Here is a 21,199-nt window from a genome sequence, read left to right on the forward strand (position 1 = left end):
CGACACTTGCGCGCCAATCATGGAAGGAAACCGCTGTGAACCTCGTCGATACTCTGCGCTTGCTGGCACTTGCCGCCATTTGGGGGGCGAGCTTCCTGTTCATGCGCATCATCGCCCCCGTGATCGGCACGGTTCCCACGGCTTTTTTCCGCGTGTCGATTGCGGCAGCCGGGTTGCTGGTGATCCTGGGCCTGATGCGCATCAGCTGGGACTTCAAAGGCAAACTCAAGACGGTGATGCTGCTGGGGATGATCAACTCCGGGATTCCCGCGACCCTCTATTCCGTCGCCGCCCAAGTGCTGCCGGCCGGTTACTCGGCGATTTTCAATGCCACGACGCCGCTGATGGGGGTGTTGATCGGCGGTCTGTTCTTCCATGAAAAATTCACCGCCGCCAAGCTGGGCGGGGTATTTCTCGGCCTGTTCGGCGTCGGCATCCTGACCCGGGCCGGGCCGGTGGCGTTCGACATGGACCTGTTGATGGGCGCCCTCGCCTGCCTGCTCGCCACCACCTGCTACGGTTTCGCCGGGTTCCTTGCACGCCGCTGGCTCGACCAGGCCGGCGGTCTCGACAGTCGTCTGTCGGCGCTGGGCAGCATGCTGGGCGCGACGTTGTTGTTGCTGCCGCTGTTTGGCTACAGCGTGATCAGCCAACCGCCGGCGAGCTGGGGCGGCTGGAGTGTCTGGCTGTCGTTGTTGGGGTTGGGCCTGGTATGTACCGCGTTGGCGTACATTATTTACTTCCGCCTGCTCAGCTCGGTCGGGCCGGTGAAGTCGATGACCACGACCTTCCTGATTCCACCGTTTGGAGTGTTGTGGGGCGCGATGTTGCTGGATGAGCCGTTGTCGATGGCGCATATCTATGGCGGGGTGTTGATTGCAGCGGCGTTGTGGTTGGTGTTGAAGCCTTCGGTGGTGAAGGCTTCAGCGGTGGCTGCCAAGTAGATTTTTGGTGCCGCTGATGACGCCTTCGCTGGCAAGCCAGCTCCTACAGAGATTGGTGTCGTACACAAAATTTGTGAGCAATACCCCATCCTGCAGGAGCTGGCTTGTCGGATCGCCGCACCGCAGCGAAAGCGTCGGTCCAGACACCGCAAATCACAACGCTGCGGCACTCACCTCCCCATCCACCAACCGCCGAATCCCCAGCGGATTAGCGTCCTGCAACGCGTCCGGCAACAACGCATCCGGATAATTCTGGAAGCACACCGGCCGCAGGAACCGGTCGATCGCCAGGGTGCCGACCGATGTCCCGCGTGAATCCGACGTGGCCGGGTACGGCCCGCCATGCACCATCGCTTCACAGACCTCGACCCCGGTCGGATAACCATTGAGCAGAATCCGCCCGACCTTTTCCTGCAGTGATTCGGCCAGCCAGCGGTATTCCAGCAATTCATCCGCCTCGCCGATCAGCGTCGCCGTCAGTTGCCCGCGCAGGCCCTGCAGCGCCGCCGTCAGCTGCACCCGATCCTCGACTTCAACGATGATGGTGGTCGGTCCGAAAACCTCTTCCTGCAGCAGTTCATCGCCCTTGAGCAACAGACTGACATCCGCCTGGAACACCTGCGGATGAGCCTGACTGCCCTGTTGCGGTTTGCCCGCCAGATGCGTCAGCCCCGGATGTTCGTGCAGCTCACCCAGGCCCTTGCTGTAGCTCAGCAACGCGCCGGCGTTCAGCATGGTCTGCGGTGGTTGCTGGTTCATGCTGGCGCAAAACGTTTCGACGAATGTGCTGAATTGTGCAGAGCGCAGGCCGATCACCAGGCCCGGATTGGTGCAGAACTGACCGCAACCCAGGGTTACCGAACCGGCCAGCTGCGCGGCGATCTGCTCGCCACGCACCGCGAGGGCTTCGGGCAGCAGGAACACCGGGTTGATGCTCGACATCTCGGCAAACACCGGGATCGGCTGCGGCCGTGTCGCGGCCATGTGGCTCAGGGCATTGCCGCCCTTGAGCGAGCCGGTGAAGCCCACGGCCTGGATCGCCGGGTGCTTGACCAGCCATTCACCGACGCCACCGCCGTAGATCATGTTGAACACGCCGGCCGGCATTTCAGTGCGCTCGGCGGCGCGGATGATCGCATCCGCCACCCATTCGGCGGTCGCCATATGGCCGCTGTGCGCCTTGAACACTACCGGGCAACCGGCGGCCAGCGCGGACGCGGTATCACCGCCAGCGGTGGAAAATGCCAGCGGAAAGTTACTCGCACCGAATACCGCGACCGGCCCTAGAGCGATGCGGTACTGGCGCAGATCCGGACGGGGCAACGGCTGACGATCCGGCAGCGCCCGGTCAATTCGCGCGCCATAAAAATCACCCCGGCGCAGGACCTTGGCGAACAGGCGCATCTGGCCGCTGGTGCGCCCGCGCTCTCCTTGAATGCGCCCGGCCGGCAACGCGGTTTCACGGCACACGGTGGCGACGAAATCATCGCCCATGGCATCGATTTCATCGGCGATGGCGTCGAGGAACAACGCACGTTTTTGCGCGCTGAGATTTCTGTAGATCGGGTACGCAGCGGCGGCAGCGTTGGCGGCGGCATCCACCTCGGCTTCGGTCGCCTGGAAGAAGCTGCCGGGCAGTGGTTCACCGCTGGTTGCGTCGAGGCTTTGCAGCTGCAGGGTGCCGTTGGCGCTGCGCCGGCCGCCGATGTAGTTGTGTCCGAGTAGCGTGGTCATTTCAGATTCCTTGATCGATGGCAGACCTGTAGGAGCCGGCTTGCCGGCGAAGGCCATGGCAGGGCAAACATCAACGTCGCATGCCAAATCGCTATCGCCGGCAAGCCGGCTCCTACAGGGGGTCAGAGTGTGCGCACCTGGCCGATGGCCAACGGCTGGGCGCTTTCGCCGATGCCGTTTTCCAGCGGTGCGCCGAACTCATCGAGGCTGACCTGAAAGCGATCCCCCGGCTGGGTTTTCACCCCGTCGGCGAACGACAGCGTGGCGGTGCCGAAGTAATGCACGTGGACATCGCCCGGCCGCAGAAACTGCGCATATTTGAAGTGGTGGAATTCGAGGTTGGCCAGGCTGTGGCACATGTTGTCTTCGCCGCTGAGAAACTCTTCTTCCCAAATCGTTTCGCCGTTGCGAGTGATGCGACTGGTGCCCGCCAGGTGCCTGGGCAGTTCACCGACCCGCAGCTCCGGACCATAGGCACAGAAGCGCAGTTTCGAATGGGCGAGGTACAGGTAATTGCGGCGCTCCATCACATGGTCGGAGAACTCGTTGCCCAAGGCATAACCGACCCGATAGGGCTGGCCGTCGTCGCCGATCACGTAGAGACCGGTCAACTCCGGCTCTTCGCCAGCGTCCTCGGCAAACGGCGGCACGGGGAAGTCCGCGCCGGGGCGCACGACGATGCTGCCGTCACCCTTGTAGAACCATTCCGGCTGTGCACCGACTTGACCGGCCGCTGGTTTGCCGCCCTCCAGGCCCCACTTGAACATGCGCATGGTATCGGTCATGCCCGCTTCGACCGCACCGTCCTGCTGGTGCATCTTGTCCCGCGCCGAGGCGCTGCCCAGGTGAGTCAGGCCGGTACCGCTGATCAGGCAATGGGCCGGGTCTTCATGGTCCAGCGGCGGCAGCACCTTGCCCTGTTGCAACAGTTGCGTGTAAGCCGGGCCCGGCTCGGTGCCGCGCAAGGCGACTTCATCCTGCAGGCTGCGTTGGGCGCGGATCGCCGCGAGTGCCAGTTCACGGGTGCTGCGGGTATCGCGCAATACCTGGACCTGTGAACCCTCGACGAGTCCGACCTGGCGCTCCCCGGCAGTGTTTTCAAATTGAATCAGGCGCATGTCCGGCCCTCCAGAAAGTCGTGGATGGCGCCGTTCAAAAACGGCGCCTCAAAGTCACTCGATGATGTTGAAGTCGCTCAAGTACTCATCGGAGATTTCCAGGCCCAGGCCCGGCTTGTTGTCGTCGAGCTGGATGTAGCCGTTGACCGGTTGTGGCTCGCCCTTGAACACGTAGTAAAAGAGCTCATTGCCGACCTCGACGTCGAATACCGGGAAGAACTCGGCCATCGGCGAGGCGGTGGTGGACATGGTCAGGTGGTAGTTGTGCATCTGCCCGGCGTGCGGGATGACGGGTACCGACCAGGCTTCGGCCATGGCGTTGATCTTGCGCGCGGCGGTGATGCCGCCGACGCGGTTGGTGTCGTACTGGATCACGTCGATGGCGCGGCGCTCCAGCAGGTCCTTGAAGCCGTAGGAGGTGAATTCATGCTCGCCGCCGGAGATCGGCATGATCCCCATTTTCTTCAGCTCGATATAACCCTCGATGTCGTCGGCGATCACCGGTTCTTCGAGCCAGCGTGGTTCGAACTCGGCGAGTTTGGGCAACATGCGACGGGCATATTCCAGGGTCCAGCCCATGTAGCATTCGAGCATGATGTCGATGTCCGGGCCGGCCAGTTCACGCAGCGCCCGCACTTGTTCGATGTTCTTGCGCATGCCCGCCGGGCCGTCTTTCGGGCCGTAGCCGAAACGCATTTTCAGCGCGGTGAAGCCCTGGTTCAGATAGCCCTGGGCTTCCTCGAGGAACAGGTCGAGGTTGTCGTTGGCGTAGAGCTTGGAGGCATAGGTCCAGATCTTTTCCTTGGTCCGCCCGCCGAGCAGTTTGAACACTGGCTTGTTCACGGCTTTGCCCATGATGTCCCAGATGGCGATGTCGATCGCCGAGATCGCCGCCATGCCGATGCCTTTGCGGCCCCAGGCGTGGCTTTGGCGGTACATTTTCTGCCAGATGTATTCGTTGTCGAACGGGTCTTCGCCAATGGCGATCGGTGCCAGGTAGGTGTCGATGATTTCCTTGGCCACACGCGGCGCCAGGGCGCAGTTACCGATGCCGACAAGACCGGTGTCGGTCTCGACTTCCACCACCAGCCAGCCATGGAAACGGAACGAGCCCATGGCGTCGCCGCGCTCGAACAGGATGTCGCTGGCGTTGGTGCAGAAGTGCGCTTGCGGTGGGACGACTTTGCCTTTCCACTCGAAAACGCGGGTACGGATGGCTTTGATTTTCATGAATACAGTTCCTTGCGCTGCCGGCTTTTTGTAGTTGTCGGGTCGCTGCGCGGAGCCGCTCGTGTGGGCCGGTCCGGGCATTCGATGGAGCGACTTTAGCCAGCGCTTGGGTGTGACGGATAATCACTTATGCGTATCCGGCGATAACCTGGGGTGATAGGTAAAAGCAGTTATTGAGTAGATCGAGTTATCAGGCACCACACAAAAAAAAGTAGGAGCTGGCTTGCCAGCGAAAGCGGTCTGACAGTCACCTCATGTGTGTCTGTCAGACCGTCTTCGCTGGCAAGCCAGCTCCTACAGGGTTTTGCGTTGATTACAAAGATCCGGCAACACCATCAATCTCTGTGGGAGCGAGCCTGCTCGCGAAAGCGGTCTGACAGTCACCTCATGGGTGTCTGTCAGGTCGTCTTCGCTGGCAAGCCAGCTCCTACAGGGTTTTGCGTTGATTACAAAGATTCGGCAACACCATCAATCTCTGTGGGAGCGAGCCTGCTCGCGAAAGCGGTCTGACAGTCACCTCATGGGTGTCTGTCAGACCGTCTTCGCTGGCAAGCCAGCTCCTACAGGGTTTTGCGTTGATTACAAAAATCCGGCAACACCATCGATCTCTGTGGGAGCGAGCCTGCTCGCGAAAGCGGTCCGACAGTCACCTCATGGGTGTCTGTCAGGTCGTCTTCGCTGGCAAGCCAGCTCCTACAGGGGGCTGTGTTCTGTCAGTAGCTGTTGGCACCCATCCGGCACGCAATCTCGAACGCCTGGCGGATCGCCCCGACATTCGCCTTGCCCTGCCCCGCGATATCGAACGCAGTACCGTGGGCCGGCGTGGTGATCGGAATCGGCAATCCGCCCTGCACCGTCACGCCACGGGAGAACCCCATCAGCTTGATCGCGATCTGTCCCTGGTCGTGATACATGGTCACCACTGCGTCGAAGGCACTGGCATCACCCTGAACCTTGAGGAAAATCGTATCGCCGGGATACGGTCCTTCAGCCGCAATCCCCAGCGCCTGAGCCGAGCGAACAGCCGGGCCGATGATGTCCAGTTCTTCGCGTCCGAACGAGCCGTTGTCGCCGTTGTGCGGATTCAACCCACACACACCGATGCGCGGTTTCTCCAGGCCGTTGCGCTTGAGCGCCGTGTCGATCAGCTGGATCGCCTCCACCACCCGCGCCTGGGTGAGCATGCCCGGCACATCGGCCAGGGCGACGTGGGACGTCACCCGGGAGGTCCAGAGGTTGTCGAGCACGTTGAATTCGCAGAACGGCCCGTGGAAACCCAGCAGCTCGGCGAACCAGTGCAGTTCGTCGCTATGGGCCATGCCGGCCATGTGCAACGAGGTCTTGTTCAACGGCCCGAACAGCACCGCGTCGGTGCTACCGGCCTCGGTCAGGCGCAGGGCTTTTTCCAAGGTGTCGAGACTGTAGCGGCCGCCGATCACACTGGCTTCACTGCGCGCAAATTCGCCGAGGGTGTCGCCACGAAAGTCATAGAACAGCGGCGTGTCATCTCGAAAATCCAGCTGATCCAGAGACTCCACGCGACGATACGCAAACTCTGTCCCGGCGATGCGCATGCCGCGGCGCATTTCCGCCTCGTCGGCAATCAGAATCACATTGGCCTGGCTGCGCACGTCGGGCTCGCCGAGCAGGCGGGCGATCAGTTCCGGGCCGATGCCCGCCGGGTCACCCAGGACCATGGCGATGGTTGTCTTGTTCATGCTTCACTCCTCAAGGGTTCTGGCCGCGTCCGGTCAATGGCGGCAGGCTCGCAACGATAAACCCGCTGCGCGTTGCTGTAGAACAGTCGCTCCTGATCGGCCAGCGGCAGATCGGCAACAATGGATTTGAAACCGTTGTAGATGTTATTGAATGAGCCGCACAGGCCGTCCACTGGAAAGTTGCTGGCGAACATCACTCGACCGGGACCGTAGATCGCGATCACTTCGCGCACGATCCAGGCATTGTCCTTGGCGCGCCATGCCTGGCCGCGCTGCCCAAGGCCGGAGATTTTCACCTGCACGTTCGGCCATTCGGCCAGCCGCGCCATCGCCAGACGCCAACCCGCCAGGCCCTCGGCACTGCGGTCGCTCGGCAGCCCGGCGTGATTGAGAATCAGCGTAGTGCCGGGAAAGTCCCGGGCCAGCCGCTCGGCTTCGTGCAGGTTCCACCAGGGTGTCTGCAAATCGAAATGCAGCCCCAACCCTTGCAGTGCAGCGTAACTGCGCCGCCAATGCTCGTCGCTCATCAGGCTGCGCACATGGCCTACCTGCGCCGGCGTGGTCGGGCCACCGGGTTTGTGGCGAACGCTGCGCACGCACTTGTAACTCGCTTGCTCGGTCATGACCGCAATGGCGTCGGGATGGTCCAGCCAGGCTTGAGCGACGATTGCATTCGGTACGCCGTAACGGGCGGCCAGTTGTTCGATGAAGCGGGTTTCGCCAATCGGGTCTTGCGGGTCCCATTCGGTCTCGATGTACACCGTCTTGACGACGTCATGAGGACGGGCATCGGCGAAGTAATCCTCGGGAAAATAGCGACGCTTGAGCGCACCGTAATCGCCGTAGCAAAACGGGATATCGGCGTCGGGCGCCAACCAGGGATGGGCATTGATCGACGGGTCCCAGAATTGATGATGGGCATCGATGATCGGTCCACTCCACAGCTCACCCATGAGGCACCTCGTCGAGGTTGATGATCGGTACTGACCAGCACTATCGAAGGCACAGTGATAACCGTCCAATCAAAACTTGAAATAAGGCGATAGCCCTGGGTTATGTCATGCCCTGCTTTCAGGGGGCTTGCGGGGTATTGCGCCTATACCGACTTTCCACTCAAATGGCTCTGGCGCGCTGATCCTGGCGATACAGGTGATTTTATTTGTGGCGACCTATAACCCCAGGCTATCGGCGTATGTATTGTTTTGACTAGACGCGCAGGCGCTGTCTTCCCACACTCATTCCAGGCTTGCAACTTTCATCACCGACAAGTCACTCATAACAACTACAAAAACGAGGCCCTTCCATGCGAAATGCATTCGTCCGTCGCACGTCCCGTCTGGCTCTTGGTTGCACACTGGTCGCCGCAGGGATCCTCCCGGCTCTGGCTCACGCCTGGCAACCGGACAAGAACGTCGAAATCGTCGTCGCCGGTGGCCCCGGTGGCGGTACCGACCAGCTTGGTCGCCTGATCCAGTCGATCATCACCACTCACAAGTTCCTCGACGTCAATACCATCGTCCTGAACAAGGGTGGCGGCAATGGCGCCGAAGCCTTTCTCGACCTGAAAATGAACAAGGGCGATCCGGAAAAACTGGTGATCGGCACCAACAACATCTACTTGTTGCCGCTGGTGTCCAAGCTCGGTTATCAATGGCAGGAACTGACCCCGGTCGCGGCCGTGGCCGAGGATGACTTCATTCTCTGGAGCTACAAAGGCGCACCGTGGAAAGATGCCAAGGGCTTCTATGAAGCAGCCAAGGCCGACCCGTCGAAACTGCGCATGGGCGGCAGCCAGTCCAAGGATGTCGACCAGACCCTGACCCTGCTGCTGAACCAGACCAACAACAGCAAACTGGTGTACATCCCGTTCAAGAGCGGCAGTGAAGCCGCGACCCAACTGGCCGGCAAGCACATCGCCGCCAACGTCAACAATCCCAGCGAAAGCATCAGCCAATGGCGTGGCGACCAGGTCGAGCCGCTCTGCGTGTTCAGTAAGGAGCGCATGAGCTATACCGAGAAAGTCGCCGGCGATAAATCCTGGGCCGACGTTCCGACCTGCCACGAACAGGGCCTGGGCATCGACCAGTACCGCTTCCCGCGCACCGTGTTCATGCCCGGCGAAGTCACCGCCGAACAGCGCACGTTCTATGTCGAATTGATGCGCAAAGTCACCGAGACCCCGGAGTTCAAGGCCTACGTCAAGCAGAACGCGCTGGTGCCGACTTTCCTCGAAGGCGAGCCACTGACCGCCTACATCGAAAAAGACACCGCTCGCGTTACCCCGGTGTTCAAAGAAGCCGGCTGGCTGAAAAACTGAGTTGCCCGCGGCCGTCCGCCTGCGCACGGCCGTCACCTGCTGGAGGTGCTTTCATGTCCCAATCTTCGGATTCACCGGCGCTGGTCGGTACCCGCTGGGTCGAACTCGGCCTGACACTCTTCACCACGCTGATCGGCGTGGTGGTGATGTTCGGCAGCGTCGAACAGGGTATCGGCTGGGGCGATTCCGGCCCCGAGCCGGGTTACTTCCCCTTTTACATCGGCCTGTTGCTGAGCGCCGCTAGTGTGGGCAACGGCGTATTGACCCTGGTGCGCTGGAAAGCGCTGAGCATCTCATTCGTCAGCCGCAGTGCGTTCAGGCAAGTGCTGTCGGTGTTCATCCCGATTGCGCTGTTCGTCGCGGCCATGCCGTTCACCGGTATTTACGTGGCCTCGGCCTGCTTCATCGCCTGGTTCATGTGGCATGACAAAACCCGCGTCAAACCCTATGGCAAGTTGATGATCGCTTCTATATCCCTCGGTGCGGTCCTCGCCAGCTACATGATTTTCGCACTGTGGTTCAAGGTCCCGCTGGATGCCGGCCCTCTAGGCGACTGGATTGCCCTGGCCGGGAGACATTTCAAATGAGCGAGTTCGATTCCCTGCTGCAAGGCATGAACCTGATCCTGACCCCCGGCCATATCGGCCTGATGGTGATCGGCGTGCTGCTGGGCATTCTGGTCGGCGTGTTGCCCGGCCTCGGCGCCCCCAACGGCGTGGCGTTGCTGCTGCCGCTGACGTTCACCATGTCGCCGGTGTCGGCGATCATCCTGTTGTCGTGCATGTATTGGGGCGCGCTGTTCGGCGGCTCGATCACCTCCATCCTGTTCAACATACCCGGTGAGCCCTCATCGGTGGCGACCACCTTCGACGGCTACCCGATGGCCCGCGAAGGCCGCGCCGCCGAAGCGCTGACCGCGGCCTTCAGCTCGGCGCTGATCGGTGCGCTGGCCGGGGTGTTGTTGCTGACGTTCCTGTCGACGCGGATTGCCGAATTCGCCATGTCCTTCAGTTCGCCGGAGTTCTTCGCGGTGTACCTGCTGGCGTTCTGCACCTTCATTGGCATGAGCAAGAACCCGCCGCTGAAAACCGTGGTGGCGATGATGATCGGTTTCGCCATGGCCGCAGTCGGCATGGACACGGTCTCGGGCAACCTGCGCCTGACCTTCGACCAGCCGACACTGATGACCGGCATCAGCTTCGAAGTGGCGGTCATCGGCCTGTTCGGCATTGGCGAAATCCTCTGCACGGTCGAGGAAGGCCTGGTGTTCCGCGGCGAGCATGCGCGCATCACACCCATGGTAATCCTGCGCACCTGGGCCAGGTTGCCCCGCTACTGGTGGACCATTGTGCGCAGCACCCTGGTCGGTTGCTGGATGGGCATCACCCCTGGCGGCCCGACCGCGGCCTCGTTCATGAGCTATAGCCTGGCGCGACGCTTCTCGAAGAACCGCGAGAACTTCGGCAAGGGTGAACTCGAAGGCGTGATCGCCCCGGAAACCGCCGACCATGCGGCCGGCACCAGCGCGCTGCTACCCATGCTGACCCTGGGCATTCCCGGTTCGGCCACCGCCGCCGTGATGCTCGGTGGGTTGATGATCTGGGGCCTGCACCCTGGCCCGACGCTGTTCGTCGAACAACATGACTTCGTCTGGGGCCTGATCGCGAGCATGTACCTGGGCAACGTGGTGAGTCTGATCGTGGTGCTGGCCACCGTGCCGCTGTTCGCGTCGATCCTGCGCATTCCGTTCTCGATCATTGCGCCGATCATCATCATGGTCTGCGCCATCGGTGCCTACTCGGTGCACAACTCGTTCTTCGACGTGGTGCTGATGCTCGGCTTCGGTGCGCTGGGTTATCTGTTCAAAAAACTTGGTTACCCGATCGCACCGCTGGTTCTGGCCGCGGTACTGGGGGACAAGGCGGAAGATGCTTTCCGTCAGTCGATGCTGTTCTCCGATGGTCAGATCGGGATCTTCTGGTCGAACCCGTTGGTGGGCGGCCTGACCACGGCAGCGCTGCTGATGCTGTTCTGGCCGCTGATTTCCAAGGCGCTGCAAACCCTGATGGGCCTGCGCAAACCCCAGGTCGCCAAGCCAAAATCGGTGCTGTGACACAGCAATGCTGGCAACGCCTGACATTTGTTGTCAGGCTTGCCGCAGTCCTTTTTCGCGAGCGCGGCCATGACCCGAATTCCTGTTGCCAATGTGATCCACAGTCGATTGCGTCTGCGCCAGCTACGGCTGATGCTGGCGTTGCAGGAATTCGGTTCGTTGCGCCGCGCCGCCGACCACATCGGCATGACGCAACCGGCGGCGACCAAGATGCTGCACGAAGCCGAGGACTTGCTGGGTGTGGAGCTCTTCGAGCGGCTGCCCCGGGGCATGCGTTCTACCCCCTTCGGGGAAACCGTCACCTATTACGCACGCATGGTGTTCGCCGAACTCAGCGGCATGCGTGAAGAACTGGTAGCACTCGAATCCGGCAACCTTGGCCGGGTCGCGGTCGGCGCGATTCCGGCGCTGGCTTCCGGGCTGTTGACCCGCACCATCGCCACCTTGAAACAAAGCCATCCACGGTTATCCATGAGCATCCAGGTCGACACCAGCGACGTGCTGGTGCAGGCCTTGCTCCAGGATCAGCTGGACATCGTGCTGGGTCGGATTCCAGCCGGTGCGCGAGCCGAAGAGTTGCTCTTCGACAGCCTCGGCGAAGAAGCCCTGTGTGTGATTGCCGGTGCACAACATCCATTGGCGAAGGAAAAGCAGCTGAGCTGGGCAGAATTGCAGAACATGACCTGGGTGCTGCAACAGCATCCAAGCCCGATGCGCGCGATCATCAATCAGGTGTTCCACAATGCGCGGGTCGATATCCCCAGCAGCATTGTCGAAACCACCTCGATCATGACCTTGCTCTCATTGATCCAGCAGACCGACATGCTCGGTGTGACACCGGTGTCGGTGGTAGAGGACTATCCCGGCCGTGATCTGCTGGCCGTGTTGCCGATCAAGTTCGAAGCCCGGCTGCCCCCCTATGGGCTGATCACCCGGCGTCATCGCATTCAATCGTCGGCGATGCAGGCGTTCATGAACTCGGTGCGGGCGGAACATGCGCGGGTGTAGGCGTAGGAGCGAGCTTGCTCGCGAAGGACGTTAACGATGACGCGTTCTTTCTGAATGAGCGCGTCGCTCTTGAGATCTTCGCGAGCAAGCTCGCTCCTACAGGGGCCGGTGTTTGATTCGGGAATATGCATCAACCAAACAACCAATATCCCAATAACGCCAGAACCACGACCGCCAATACTGGCCGCATTACGCGGTATGCCCTGGGGTTGCGACGCTTCCATTGTTTGATCCCGCCACTGAAACTGTCGCCGAAGTTCTTGCTCCAGGCATAGGCCTGGTTGATCCCGCCAACACGTTCGTCATCCAGGTTCTGCGGTGCGGTGGCGCGGCCCAGGAAGCCACTGACCCAACGGTTGATGCGGGTCATCAAGCGGTTGCTCAGCGGGCGTTCGACATCGCAGAACAGGATGACCCGGGTCTTTTCGGTTTCGTTCTTGACCCAGTGCACATAGGTCTCGTCGAACATCACGTCCTCGCCATCGCGCCAGGCGTAAATCTGACCGTCAACGAAAATGCGGCAGTCGTCGGAGTTCGGGGTCGACAGCCCCAAGTGATAACGCAGGGAGCCGGCAAACGGGTCGCGGTGCGGGTTGAGGTGACTGCCGCCTGGCAGCAAGGCGAACATCGCGCCTTTGACGTTGGGAATGCCGTTGAGCAGGGCCACGGTTTTCGGGCACAGGGTTTGTGCCGAGGGCAGTGGCTTGTCATACCACTTGAGATAAAAACGCTTCCAGCCCTTCTTGAAGAACGAACCGAAACCGGCATCGTTGTTCTTCTCGGCGGCGCGGATGTAGCCCTCGTCGAACAGGTGCATCGCTTCGTCGCGGATCGCTTCCCAGTTGTCCTTGAGGACATCCAGTTCGGGGAATTTGCTGCGGTCCAGATAGGGTCTGGACGGTACGCTGGAGAACAGGTACATCAAGGCGTTATAGGGGGCGAACAGGGCCGAGTGGTTGACGAACTGGCGCAGGACCGGCAATCGCGCCTTGCCGCGCAAATGCACATAAAGCGTGCTGCCCAGAAACAGCAGCAACAGCGACGCCTTCGCGGCAAGGGAAAAGGTCATCAGCAACTCCTTGATAGTCGACAACTCTGCACAACGCCATGTACCCGACGTTGCAGCCGGCATGATAAACACTACCGGCGTCGGGAAAACCTGCATGAATCAACATTCAGTGTTGAGAAATATGCAACAAAGCACTTCTAACACAGGGCTCCTGAACGGGGGCTGACCTGAGTCATCCCCCTTTTTCCCAAGATTAAAAACAAGATCAAAAGCTCGCAGCCTGCGATCTTTCGATTTTCCAGTTACTGCTGAGTCTCTTGCTCGGTAAACAGATCACTGAACAACATGCTCGACAGGTAGCGCTCGCCGGAATCGGGCAGGATCACTACGATGGTCTTGCCCTGCATTTCCGGGGTTTCCGCCAGTCGAACCGCTACAGCCATCGCCGCACCAGAGGAAATCCCGCATAAAATCCCTTCTTCCTGCATCAAACGCAGGGCCATGGCCTTGGACTCTTCATCGCTGACCAACTCGACCCGATCGACCATCGACAGGTCCAGATTTTTCGGCACGAACCCGGCCCCGATACCCTGGATCTTGTGCGGGCTTGGTTTGATCTCCTCCCCGGCCAGGGCCTGGGTGATGACCGGCGAGGCCACCGGCTCCACGGCCACCGACATGATCGGTTTGCTCTGGGTATTCTTGATATACCGCGAAACCCCGGTAATGGTTCCACCCGTTCCGACGCCAGCCACCAATACATCGACCGCACCATCGGTATCGTTCCAGATTTCCGGGCCGGTGGTCTTCTCGTGAATGGCCGGGTTGGCCGGGTTGTCGAACTGCGCGGGCATGAAATAGGACGACGGGGCGCTGGCCACAATTTCAGCAGCTTTCTCGATCGCGCCCTTCATGCCCTTGGCCGGCTCGGTCAAGACCAGCTCGGCGCCGAGCGCCTTGAGCACTTTGCGACGCTCGATACTCATGGAGGACGGCATGGTCAGCATCAACTTGTAACCACGCGCCGCGGCAACAAACGCGAGGCCGATACCGGTATTGCCCGACGTCGGCTCGACGATGGTCATGCCCGCTTTGAGTTTGCCGGAGCTTTCGGCGTCCCAGATCATATTCGCGCCGATCCGGCACTTGACCGAATAACCAGGGTTGCGCCCTTCGATCTTGGCCAGGATGGTCACGCCACGCGGGGCGATGCGGTTGATCTGCACCAGCGGCGTATTGCCGATGGAATGGGCATTGTCAGCGAAAATACGGCTCATGGCTGGGTCCTTGTACAGCGTTGAATAAGCCCTCCAAGGTAAGCCTGTTGCCTGTGGTCGTCCAGTCAGTCGAACGTCCGGTTACAACAACAGTCAATGGCTTTACATCGCCAGAGATTTGCCATCATGAAACGCAGATACCGTTGGCCGCTGTGGACGCTAGCCGGGCTGGTCGTGCTGCTGATTGCCCTGCATTTCGCCCTGCCCTACATGGTGCGCAACTACCTGAACGACAAGCTGGCGGACATGGGCGACTACCGTGGCCAGATCGTCGATGTCGACCTGGCCCTGTGGCGCGGCGCTTATAAAATCAACGGGCTGAAAATCGTCAAGGTCGACGGCAAGGTGCCGGTGCCCTTCGTCAACGCGCCGCTGATCGACCTCTCCGTCAGCTGGCACTCGCTCTGGCATGACCACGCAGTGGTGGCCGAGGTGCAGTTCATCAAGCCCGAAGTGAACTTCGTCGACGGCGGCGCCAACAAGCAAAACTCCCAGACCGGCCAGGGCACCGACTGGCGGGCGCAACTGGGCAAGCTACTGCCGATCACCCTGAACGAAGTGCGCATCAATGACGGCAAGATCAGCTTTCGAAATTTCAATTCAAAACCACCCGTCAACATGAACGCCACCCAGGTCGACGCCAGTATCTATAACCTGACCAACGTGGTCGACACCGAAGGAAAACGCGACGCTCGCTTCGAAGGCAAGGCGATGTTGCTGGGACACGCCCCCTTGGAAACCACCGCCACCTTCGACCCGCTGAGCAATTTCGAAGACTTCGAATTCCGGCTGCGCGCGAGGAACATCGAACTCAAGCGCATGAACGACTTCGCTTCAGCCTATGGCAAGTTCGATTTCAACGCCGGTCATGGGGATGTGGTGATTGAGGCGCAGGCCAAAAAGGCAAAATTGACGGGTTACATCAAACCGCTGTTGAAGGATGTGGACGTATTCAATTGGCAGCAGGATGTGGAGAACAAGGACAAAGGGATTTTCCGTTCCATCTGGGAGGCCATCGTCGGCGGCTCCGAAACGGTATTGAAAAACCAGGGTAAGAATCAGTTTGCAACCCGGGTCGAACTGAGCGGCAACGTGCATCGGCAAGATATCAGCGCGTTCCAGGCGTTTTTACAGATTTTACGCAATGGTTTCATTCAGGCGTTCAATGCCCGGTATGAACGACCGAAGCCCGATGCGGGTTAAGATTTGCGCGTGACGGTATATCGACCGGTCTCCTCAGCCGCTCGCGCCGGATCTCGCTGCTGCAGAAAATCCCAGCCCAGACACGCCAGGGCCCACGACCGCGGCACCGCTTCACGGCCACTGCTGTAGCGGGTGATGCTTCGTGCACTGACGCCCAGCGCCTCGGCCGCCTGATTGAGCGGTAACCCGGTGCGAGCGCGCCAATCGATAAAAATCCGGGTATTTTCGTCGCAGGCGTTCTGTGCAAGCGCATCCAGGTAGAGCGTGTCCGCGCCAATCTGGATATCCAGTTCAGGCCACTCGACACTCCAGCCATCATCGCCCAGGGTCGCACCTTCGAAAGCGCCGGACCTCAGCAAGGGCTGCAAGCCTGGATAGGCGCGCAGGTCACGACTCAAATCGAGAGTCAGTTGCTGACCGTCGATAAGGGTCAGTGCGAGGCGATAATCCGGCAATGCCTGCACGGCCGACAGCCGCGGTCGTTTCATGGATAACATCGTTTCCAGTCCTCCAGCAATTGCATTTGATGAGCCTTAACCCACTCCAGTGCTTCCTTGATGATCAGCGGCGGCGCCTTGCCCACCATCACTTCGACGGTTTCCAGGCTCAACATCACATCCAGCCCGCCACCGGTAAGGTGGACATGGGGAGGCGGATGATCCTTCTCGCGCAACTGGATGCGGTACTTATCGCGAAATCGATATTTAGTAGACATGCCGGGCAAGCTATCGCCAAAATGGCGATAGCTCAATACTGGCCCGCCGCCGACACCGAGTCAAGATGTGACGCCCCATTCAGAGACTGAATAAGCCGTCTGCGTTCACAGTGGACCGGGCACCGCGTTATAGTCGGGGTACTACAAATTATTGCGCCCCGCCCTGCCTCGTTCAGGTCGGCGTTAACGTTCGAGGATTAGCAGATGAAGTTCGAAGGCACCCAGGCCTACGTTGCCACCGATGACCTGAAGCTGGCGGTCAACGCCGCCATTACCCTGGAGCGTCCGCTGCTGGTCAAGGGCGAACCGGGCACCGGCAAGACCATGCTCGCCGAGCAACTGGCCGATTCCTTCGGCGCCAAGCTCATCACCTGGCACATCAAGTCCACTACCAAGGCGCATCAGGGCCTGTACGAGTATGACGCGGTCAGCCGCCTGCGCGATTCGCAGCTGGGCACGGAAAGGGTCCACGACGTTCGCAACTACCTGAAAAAGGGCAAGCTCTGGGAGGCTTTCGAGGCCGAAGAGCGGGTGATCCTGCTGATCGACGAGATCGACAAGGCCGACATCGAGTTCCCCAACGACCTGCTGCAAGAACTCGACAAGATGGAGTTCTACGTTTACGAGATCGACGAGACCATCAAGGCCAGGAAACGTCCGATCATCATCATTACCTCCAACAACGAAAAAGAACTGCCGGACGCCTTCCTGCGCCGCTGCTTCTTCCACTACATCGCCTTTCCGGATCGCGTGACGATGCAGCGGATCGTCGACGTGCATTACCCGAACATCAAGAAAGACCTGGTCAGCGAAGCGCTGGATGTGTTCTTCGACGTGCGCAAGGTGCCGGGCCTGAAGAAAAAGCCGTCGACCTCCGAACTGGTGGACTGGCTGAAGCTGCTGATGGCCGACAACATCGGCGAAGCGGTGCTGCGCGAGCGCGATCCGACCAAAGCCATTCCGCCGCTGGCCGGTGCCCTGGTGAAGAACGAACAGGACGTGCAGTTGCTTGAGCGTCTGGCGTTCATGAGCCGTCGCGGCACTCGCTGATCCCTCTGTTCAACAAGATAGAGGGCGATAGCCATGCTGCTCAACCTGTTCAATGAAATGCGCGCAGCCAAGGTCCCGGTCTCGGTGCGCGAGCTGCTGGACCTGATCAACGCGCTGAAACACCGGGTGACGTTCGCCGACATGGACGAGTTCTATTACCTGTCCCGGGCGATCCTGGTGAAGGACGAAAAACATTTCGACAAGTTCGACCGGGCGTTCGGTGCCTATTTCAATGGCCTGGAGAAACTCGACGACCACCTTCAGGCCTTGATCCCGGAAGACTGGTTGCGCAAGGAATTCGAACGCTCCCTGAGCGATGAAGAGCGCGCGCAGATCCAGTCCCTCGGCGGCCTGGACAAGTTGATCGAAGAATTCAAGAAACGCCTGGAAGAACAGAAGGAACGCCATGCCGGCGGCAACAAATGGATCGGCACCGGCGGCACCAGCCCGTTCGGCTCCGGCGGTTTCAACCCGGAAGGCATTCGGGTCGGCGATGCCGGCAAGCGCCAGGGCAAGGCGGTCAAGGTCTGGGACCAGCGCGAGTACAAGAACCTCGACGATTCGGTGGAATTGGGCACGCGCAATATCAAGGTCGCTTTGCGTCGGCTGCGCAAATTCGCGCGTCAGGGTGCGGCGGAAGAGCTGGACATCGATGGCACCATCGACCACACGGCGCGCGATGCCGGGCTGCTGAACATCCAGATGCGGCCGGAGCGGCGCAACACCGTCAAGCTGTTGCTGCTGTTCGACATCGGCGGTTCGATGGACGCGCATGTGAAGATCTGCGAGGAATTATTCTCGGCCTGCAAGACCGAGTTCAAGCACCTGGAGTACTTCTACTTCCACAACTTCATTTATGAATCGGTGTGGAAGAACAATATGCGCCGCACTTCCGAGCGCACCTCGACCCAGGATTTGCTGCACAAGTACGGCGCCGACTACAAAGTGATCTTCATTGGCGACGCCGCCATGGCGCCCTACGAAATCACCCAGGCCGGCGGCAGCGTCGAACACTGGAACGAAGAAGCCGGTTACCTGTGGATGCAGCGGTTCAAGGAGAAGTACAAGAAGCTCATCTGGATCAACCCGTATCCGAAAGACACCTGGGGCTATACCTCGTCGACCAACATTGTGCGGGAATTGATTGACGACCAGATGTATCCGTTGACGTTGCGGGGGCTGGAAGAGGCGATGCGGTTTCTTTCCAAGTAGAGCGCCGATCATTCCCACGCTCCCGCGTGGGAATGTCGCCCGGGACGCTCTGCGTCCCCTGTGACGCGGAGCGTCACTGGATGCATTCCCACGCAGAGCGTGGGAACGATCAATGTGAAACAAACCGCCGCAAATATTCGACCTGCTCCCGATGCGCCACCTCCTGCACCACCGGCTTCAATCTCACCTTTGATCCGGGCAAACACTGCGCCAGCCGCGCCAGCGCCAACGGCGTCAACGCCCCCAACCGCGGATACCCGCCGATGGTCTGCCGATCATTGAGCAGCACGATCGGCTGCCCGTCCGGCGGCACCTGGACCGCGCCCAGCGGGATGCCTTCGGAAATCATGGGTTTGCCCTGGTACTCCAACGCCGCTCCCAGCAAGCGAATGCCCATGCGATCGGCACGGCTGTCGAGAGTCCAGACGCTGTTGAACGCGTCGAACAGACTCTGCCCGCTGAACTCACCGATCTGCGCGCCGAGCACCAGGTCCAGCGGTACCGCCAGATCAAGGTCCGGTCGCCGATCGGCAGGCAACTCCCGCAGCAACATCAGCGAGCTCCCGGAATAACTCAACGAATGCCCCTGGGTCAGCGGGCGCCCCATGCCCTCCAGACCACCGAGCTCTTCGCGCACCACCGTCGACCGGCTGCCCAGGACCTCGGGGGCGTCGAATCCCCCTGGCGCCGCCAGATAGGCCCGCGCGCCGAGTAACGGCTGGGTGAATTGCAGCCGTTGCCCCTTGTGCAACCTGAAACTACGCCACGGCGCCAACGGCTCGCCATCGATTTGCGCCCCCAGATCCGCGCCGCCCAGAGCCAGCACACAATCCTCCTGCGCCACCACGCTGAAACCGCCGAGGGTAATCTCGATCACCGGCGCATCCAGCCGATTACCCAGCAACCAGTTGGCCCAGGACATCGATCGCCAATCCAGCGCTCCACCCTGGGTCACGCCCAGATGCCGCACGCCGAAACGGCCAGCGTCCTGCAACAGGCACAGCGGTGTACTCGTTTCTATCGATAGACGGCTCATGCTTGGGCCTCCAGTGGCGTGTCGTCACCGCCCAGGTTGACGAACTCGTCATGACTGACGGCTTCAAAACGCACGGTGTCGCCCGGTTGCATCAGGCTGTAGCCGTCGCGCTCGCGGTCGAACAATTTGGCCGGGGTCCGGCCGATCAGGTTCCAGCCACCCGGCGAAACCACGGGGTAAGCCGCCGTCTGGCGTTCGGCGATGCCGACACTGCCGGCGGCGACCTTTTTACGCGGAGTGTCCAGGCGCGGTGCGGCCAGTGCTTCTTCCACCAGGCCCATGAAGGCGAAGCCCGGCGCGAAGCCCAAGGCGAACACCTGATACTCGCGTTCGCTATGGCGGCGGATCACTTCATCGACCGCCAATCCGCTGCGCTGCGACAACAGGCTCAGCTCCGGACCGACACTCAAGTCGTACCAGACCGGCAGCACATGGCATTTGCCAGGGGTGCGGGCGTTGGGCGACAGGTCGATCAAGGCTTCGGCAATCAGCTCCCGGGCCTGGGAAGGACTCAGTGAAGTCAGGTCGTAATGCACCATCAACGTCGTATAGGACGGCACCAGATCGATCAGGTGCCCGGCGAACGCGGCGCGAAGACTTTCGCTGGCCGCGAGTATCCACGGCATGTTGGCCTCGGCGATCTCATCGAACAGACGCACCATCAGGCAGTCCAGCGCCACCACTTCCACGCGCGGCTTCATGACGCACTCTGCTGATCGAGTGCCTGGCGAATACGCCGCACGGCCGCCACCGAACTGGCGTTGTCGCCGTGTACGCAGAGGGTGTTGGCCTGCAAGTGCAAGGCGCTGCCATCGCTGGCGACAAGATTGCCGCCGCGGGCGATGGTCAGCGCCTGTTCAATGATTGTCTCCGGATCGTGATGCACGGCGCCGGGCAGTTGTCGCGAGACCAGCATGCCCTTGCTGTCGTAGGCGCGATCGGCGAAAGCTTCGAACCACAGGGTCACGCCGTATTCGTCGCCAAGCTGCTGCGCGGCGCTGTTGTCACGTGTCGCCATCAACATCAATGGCAGGCTGCGGTCATAGGTCGCCACCGCCTGCAGCACAGCGCGCAGTTGCGCCGGGTTGGCCATCATGTCGTTGTACATGGCGCCGTGGGGCTTGACGTAGCTCACCCGCCCGCCCTGGGCCCGGCAGATGCCATCGAGGGCACCGATCTGGTAATGCACAATGTCTTGAAGTTCCTGGGCGGTATAAGCCATGGAACGTCGGCCAAATCCCACCAGGTCCTGATAGGCCGGATGGGCGCCGATCTGTACGCCGTTGCCCAGGGCCAGGCTGACGGTCTTGCGCATGATGCTCGGATCGCCGGCGTGAAAGCCGCAGGCGATGTTGGCGCAATCGATGAAGGGCATGACCTCGGCGTCCAGACCCATGGTCCAGTTGCCGAAGCTCTCGCCGATGTCGCAATTCAATAGCAGGCGGTTCACGGTGAACACTCCTGTAGGTTTTATTCTTTTATCTTCAGGGCATTTGCCCGCAGATTATCAGTTGC

General features: G+C 60.6%; 20 protein-coding genes. 8 read left to right on the top strand and 12 right to left on the bottom strand.

The window, feature by feature from the left end; all coding sequences use genetic code 11:
• Window positions 1-35 precede the first annotated feature (35 nt).
• Window positions 36-944 (top strand): DMT family transporter, encoded by a 909-nt coding sequence (locus F8N96_RS11745; protein WP_150797953.1) that lies wholly within the window; start codon window positions 36-38, stop codon window positions 942-944.
• Window positions 945-1,097: 153 nt separating this feature from the next.
• Here the strand turns inward: F8N96_RS11745 and F8N96_RS11750 are convergent, their stop codons facing one another.
• The 5 genes from F8N96_RS11750 to F8N96_RS11770 all read right to left on the bottom strand — a co-directional run bounded on the left by F8N96_RS11750 (window position 1,098) and on the right by F8N96_RS11770 (window position 7,697).
• Window positions 1,098-2,678 (bottom strand): aldehyde dehydrogenase (NADP(+)), encoded by a 1,581-nt coding sequence (locus F8N96_RS11750; protein ID WP_150797954.1) that lies wholly within the window; start codon window positions 2,676-2,678, stop codon window positions 1,098-1,100.
• 122 nt (window positions 2,679-2,800) lie between these two features.
• Window positions 2,801-3,796: an AraD1 family protein gene (gene araD1 / locus F8N96_RS11755; RefSeq protein WP_150797955.1), complete on the bottom strand. Its 996-nt coding sequence runs from the start codon at window positions 3,794-3,796 to the stop codon at window positions 2,801-2,803.
• Between the two features lie 54 nt (window positions 3,797-3,850).
• Window positions 3,851-5,026: an L-rhamnonate dehydratase gene (locus tag F8N96_RS11760; RefSeq protein WP_150745842.1), complete on the bottom strand. Its 1,176-nt coding sequence runs from the start codon at window positions 5,024-5,026 to the stop codon at window positions 3,851-3,853.
• A 713-nt stretch (window positions 5,027-5,739) separates the two neighbouring features.
• Window positions 5,740-6,744 (bottom strand): 4-hydroxythreonine-4-phosphate dehydrogenase PdxA, encoded by a 1,005-nt coding sequence (locus tag F8N96_RS11765; RefSeq protein WP_150797956.1) that lies wholly within the window; start codon window positions 6,742-6,744, stop codon window positions 5,740-5,742.
• Window positions 6,741-7,697, bottom strand: a complete 957-nt coding sequence (locus F8N96_RS11770) for an amidohydrolase family protein (protein ID WP_150797957.1) — start codon at window positions 7,695-7,697, stop codon at window positions 6,741-6,743. Before F8N96_RS11770 ends, F8N96_RS11765 begins: the two co-directional genes overlap by 4 nt.
• Window positions 7,698-8,047: 350 nt before the next feature.
• Between F8N96_RS11770 and F8N96_RS11775 the strand changes: the two genes are divergently transcribed.
• From F8N96_RS11775 to F8N96_RS11790, 4 genes are all read left to right on the top strand, one after another.
• Window positions 8,048-9,061, top strand: coding sequence for a Bug family tripartite tricarboxylate transporter substrate binding protein (locus F8N96_RS11775; RefSeq protein ID WP_150797958.1), 1,014 nt, complete (start codon window positions 8,048-8,050; stop codon window positions 9,059-9,061).
• A 53-nt stretch (window positions 9,062-9,114) separates the two neighbouring features.
• Complete coding sequence (locus F8N96_RS11780) at window positions 9,115-9,648, top strand: tripartite tricarboxylate transporter TctB family protein (protein WP_150797959.1); 534 nt, start codon at window positions 9,115-9,117, stop codon at window positions 9,646-9,648.
• Window positions 9,645-11,174: a tripartite tricarboxylate transporter permease gene (locus F8N96_RS11785; RefSeq protein ID WP_150797960.1), complete on the top strand. Its 1,530-nt coding sequence runs from the start codon at window positions 9,645-9,647 to the stop codon at window positions 11,172-11,174. The genes F8N96_RS11780 and F8N96_RS11785 overlap by 4 nt, the downstream gene beginning before the upstream one ends.
• Window positions 11,175-11,243: 69 nt before the next feature.
• Window positions 11,244-12,182 carry a LysR family transcriptional regulator gene (locus F8N96_RS11790; RefSeq protein WP_150797961.1) on the top strand — a complete coding sequence of 313 codons (939 nt, stop codon included), beginning with the start codon at window positions 11,244-11,246 and terminating at the stop codon, window positions 12,180-12,182.
• 130 nt (window positions 12,183-12,312) lie between these two features.
• Here the strand turns inward: F8N96_RS11790 and F8N96_RS11795 are convergent, their stop codons facing one another.
• Both F8N96_RS11795 and cysK read right to left on the bottom strand, forming a co-directional pair.
• Window positions 12,313-13,251, bottom strand: a complete 939-nt coding sequence (locus F8N96_RS11795) for an aspartyl/asparaginyl beta-hydroxylase domain-containing protein (RefSeq protein ID WP_150797962.1) — start codon at window positions 13,249-13,251, stop codon at window positions 12,313-12,315.
• Window positions 13,252-13,493: 242 nt separating this feature from the next.
• Window positions 13,494-14,468 carry a cysteine synthase A gene (gene cysK / locus F8N96_RS11800; RefSeq protein ID WP_150797963.1) on the bottom strand — a complete coding sequence of 325 codons (975 nt, stop codon included), beginning with the start codon at window positions 14,466-14,468 and terminating at the stop codon, window positions 13,494-13,496.
• A gap of 126 nt (window positions 14,469-14,594) precedes the next feature.
• On the opposite strand from cysK, the gene F8N96_RS11805 reads away from it, so the two are divergent.
• On the top strand, window positions 14,595-15,671 hold the full coding sequence (locus F8N96_RS11805; protein WP_150797964.1) for a DUF748 domain-containing protein: 1,077 nt from the start codon (window positions 14,595-14,597) through the stop codon (window positions 15,669-15,671).
• On the opposite strand, the gene F8N96_RS11810 is transcribed toward F8N96_RS11805, so the two are convergent.
• Together F8N96_RS11810 and F8N96_RS11815 are read right to left on the bottom strand one after the other, a co-directional pair.
• Window positions 15,668-16,168: a DUF2442 domain-containing protein gene (locus tag F8N96_RS11810; protein ID WP_150797965.1), complete on the bottom strand. Its 501-nt coding sequence runs from the start codon at window positions 16,166-16,168 to the stop codon at window positions 15,668-15,670. The genes F8N96_RS11805 and F8N96_RS11810 overlap by 4 nt on opposite strands.
• Window positions 16,156-16,386 (bottom strand): DUF4160 domain-containing protein, encoded by a 231-nt coding sequence (locus tag F8N96_RS11815; RefSeq protein WP_150797966.1) that lies wholly within the window; start codon window positions 16,384-16,386, stop codon window positions 16,156-16,158. Before F8N96_RS11815 ends, F8N96_RS11810 begins: the two co-directional genes overlap by 13 nt.
• 204 nt (window positions 16,387-16,590) lie before the next feature.
• Here F8N96_RS11815 and F8N96_RS11820 point away from each other — a divergent pair, with 204 nt between their 5' ends.
• Window positions 16,591-17,436: an AAA family ATPase gene (locus F8N96_RS11820; RefSeq protein WP_150797967.1), complete on the top strand. Its 846-nt coding sequence runs from the start codon at window positions 16,591-16,593 to the stop codon at window positions 17,434-17,436.
• Between the two features lie 33 nt (window positions 17,437-17,469).
• Complete coding sequence (locus F8N96_RS11825; RefSeq protein WP_150797968.1) at window positions 17,470-18,648, top strand: vWA domain-containing protein; 1,179 nt, start codon at window positions 17,470-17,472, stop codon at window positions 18,646-18,648.
• Between the two features lie 109 nt (window positions 18,649-18,757).
• Here F8N96_RS11825 and F8N96_RS11830 read toward each other — a convergent pair whose 3' ends face one another.
• Genes F8N96_RS11830 through F8N96_RS11840 form a run of 3 tightly spaced genes read right to left on the bottom strand, consistent with a single transcriptional unit; the run spans window position 18,758 to window position 21,134 of the window.
• The gene (locus tag F8N96_RS11830) at window positions 18,758-19,684 is read right to left on the bottom strand and encodes a biotin-dependent carboxyltransferase family protein (protein ID WP_150797969.1); all 927 of its coding nucleotides are present in this window, start codon (window positions 19,682-19,684) and stop codon (window positions 18,758-18,760) included.
• On the bottom strand, window positions 19,681-20,385 hold the full coding sequence (locus F8N96_RS11835) for a 5-oxoprolinase subunit B family protein (RefSeq protein WP_150797970.1): 705 nt from the start codon (window positions 20,383-20,385) through the stop codon (window positions 19,681-19,683). The genes F8N96_RS11830 and F8N96_RS11835 overlap by 4 nt, the downstream gene beginning before the upstream one ends.
• Window positions 20,382-21,134, bottom strand: a complete 753-nt coding sequence (locus tag F8N96_RS11840; protein WP_150797971.1) for a 5-oxoprolinase subunit PxpA — start codon at window positions 21,132-21,134, stop codon at window positions 20,382-20,384. Before F8N96_RS11840 ends, F8N96_RS11835 begins: the two co-directional genes overlap by 4 nt.
• Window positions 21,135-21,199: the final 65 nt, after the last annotated feature.

This window comes from Pseudomonas fluorescens (assembly GCF_902497855.1).
In the GTDB taxonomy this organism is placed as follows: Bacteria; Pseudomonadota; Gammaproteobacteria; order Pseudomonadales; family Pseudomonadaceae; genus Aquipseudomonas; species Aquipseudomonas fluorescens_BI.

Excerpts from the sequence above, each read along its gene's own strand:
- F8N96_RS11785 (WP_150797960.1), top strand. The coding sequence starts at position 9,645 with ATGAGCGAGTTCGATTCCCTGCTGCAAGGCATGAACCTGATCCTGACC.
- F8N96_RS11750 (WP_150797954.1), bottom strand. The coding sequence starts at position 2,678 with ATGACCACGCTACTCGGACACAACTACATCGGCGGCCGGCGCAGCGCC.
- cysK (WP_150797963.1), bottom strand. The coding sequence starts at position 14,468 with ATGAGCCGTATTTTCGCTGACAATGCCCATTCCATCGGCAATACGCCG.
- F8N96_RS11775 (WP_150797958.1), top strand. The coding sequence starts at position 8,048 with ATGCGAAATGCATTCGTCCGTCGCACGTCCCGTCTGGCTCTTGGTTGC.
- F8N96_RS11810 (WP_150797965.1), bottom strand. The coding sequence starts at position 16,168 with ATGTTATCCATGAAACGACCGCGGCTGTCGGCCGTGCAGGCATTGCCG.
- F8N96_RS11765 (WP_150797956.1), bottom strand. The coding sequence starts at position 6,744 with ATGAACAAGACAACCATCGCCATGGTCCTGGGTGACCCGGCGGGCATC.
- F8N96_RS11790 (WP_150797961.1), top strand. The coding sequence starts at position 11,244 with ATGACCCGAATTCCTGTTGCCAATGTGATCCACAGTCGATTGCGTCTG.
- F8N96_RS11820 (WP_150797967.1), top strand. The coding sequence starts at position 16,591 with ATGAAGTTCGAAGGCACCCAGGCCTACGTTGCCACCGATGACCTGAAG.
- F8N96_RS11815 (WP_150797966.1), bottom strand. The coding sequence starts at position 16,386 with ATGTCTACTAAATATCGATTTCGCGATAAGTACCGCATCCAGTTGCGC.
- F8N96_RS11770 (WP_150797957.1), bottom strand. The coding sequence starts at position 7,697 with ATGGGTGAGCTGTGGAGTGGACCGATCATCGATGCCCATCATCAATTC.
- F8N96_RS11835 (WP_150797970.1), bottom strand. The coding sequence starts at position 20,385 with ATGAAGCCGCGCGTGGAAGTGGTGGCGCTGGACTGCCTGATGGTGCGT.
- F8N96_RS11780 (WP_150797959.1), top strand. The coding sequence starts at position 9,115 with ATGTCCCAATCTTCGGATTCACCGGCGCTGGTCGGTACCCGCTGGGTC.
- F8N96_RS11830 (WP_150797969.1), bottom strand. The coding sequence starts at position 19,684 with ATGAGCCGTCTATCGATAGAAACGAGTACACCGCTGTGCCTGTTGCAG.
- F8N96_RS11795 (WP_150797962.1), bottom strand. The coding sequence starts at position 13,251 with ATGACCTTTTCCCTTGCCGCGAAGGCGTCGCTGTTGCTGCTGTTTCTG.
- F8N96_RS11805 (WP_150797964.1), top strand. The coding sequence starts at position 14,595 with ATGAAACGCAGATACCGTTGGCCGCTGTGGACGCTAGCCGGGCTGGTC.
- araD1 (WP_150797955.1), bottom strand. The coding sequence starts at position 3,796 with ATGCGCCTGATTCAATTTGAAAACACTGCCGGGGAGCGCCAGGTCGGA.
- F8N96_RS11825 (WP_150797968.1), top strand. The coding sequence starts at position 17,470 with ATGCTGCTCAACCTGTTCAATGAAATGCGCGCAGCCAAGGTCCCGGTC.
- F8N96_RS11760 (WP_150745842.1), bottom strand. The coding sequence starts at position 5,026 with ATGAAAATCAAAGCCATCCGTACCCGCGTTTTCGAGTGGAAAGGCAAA.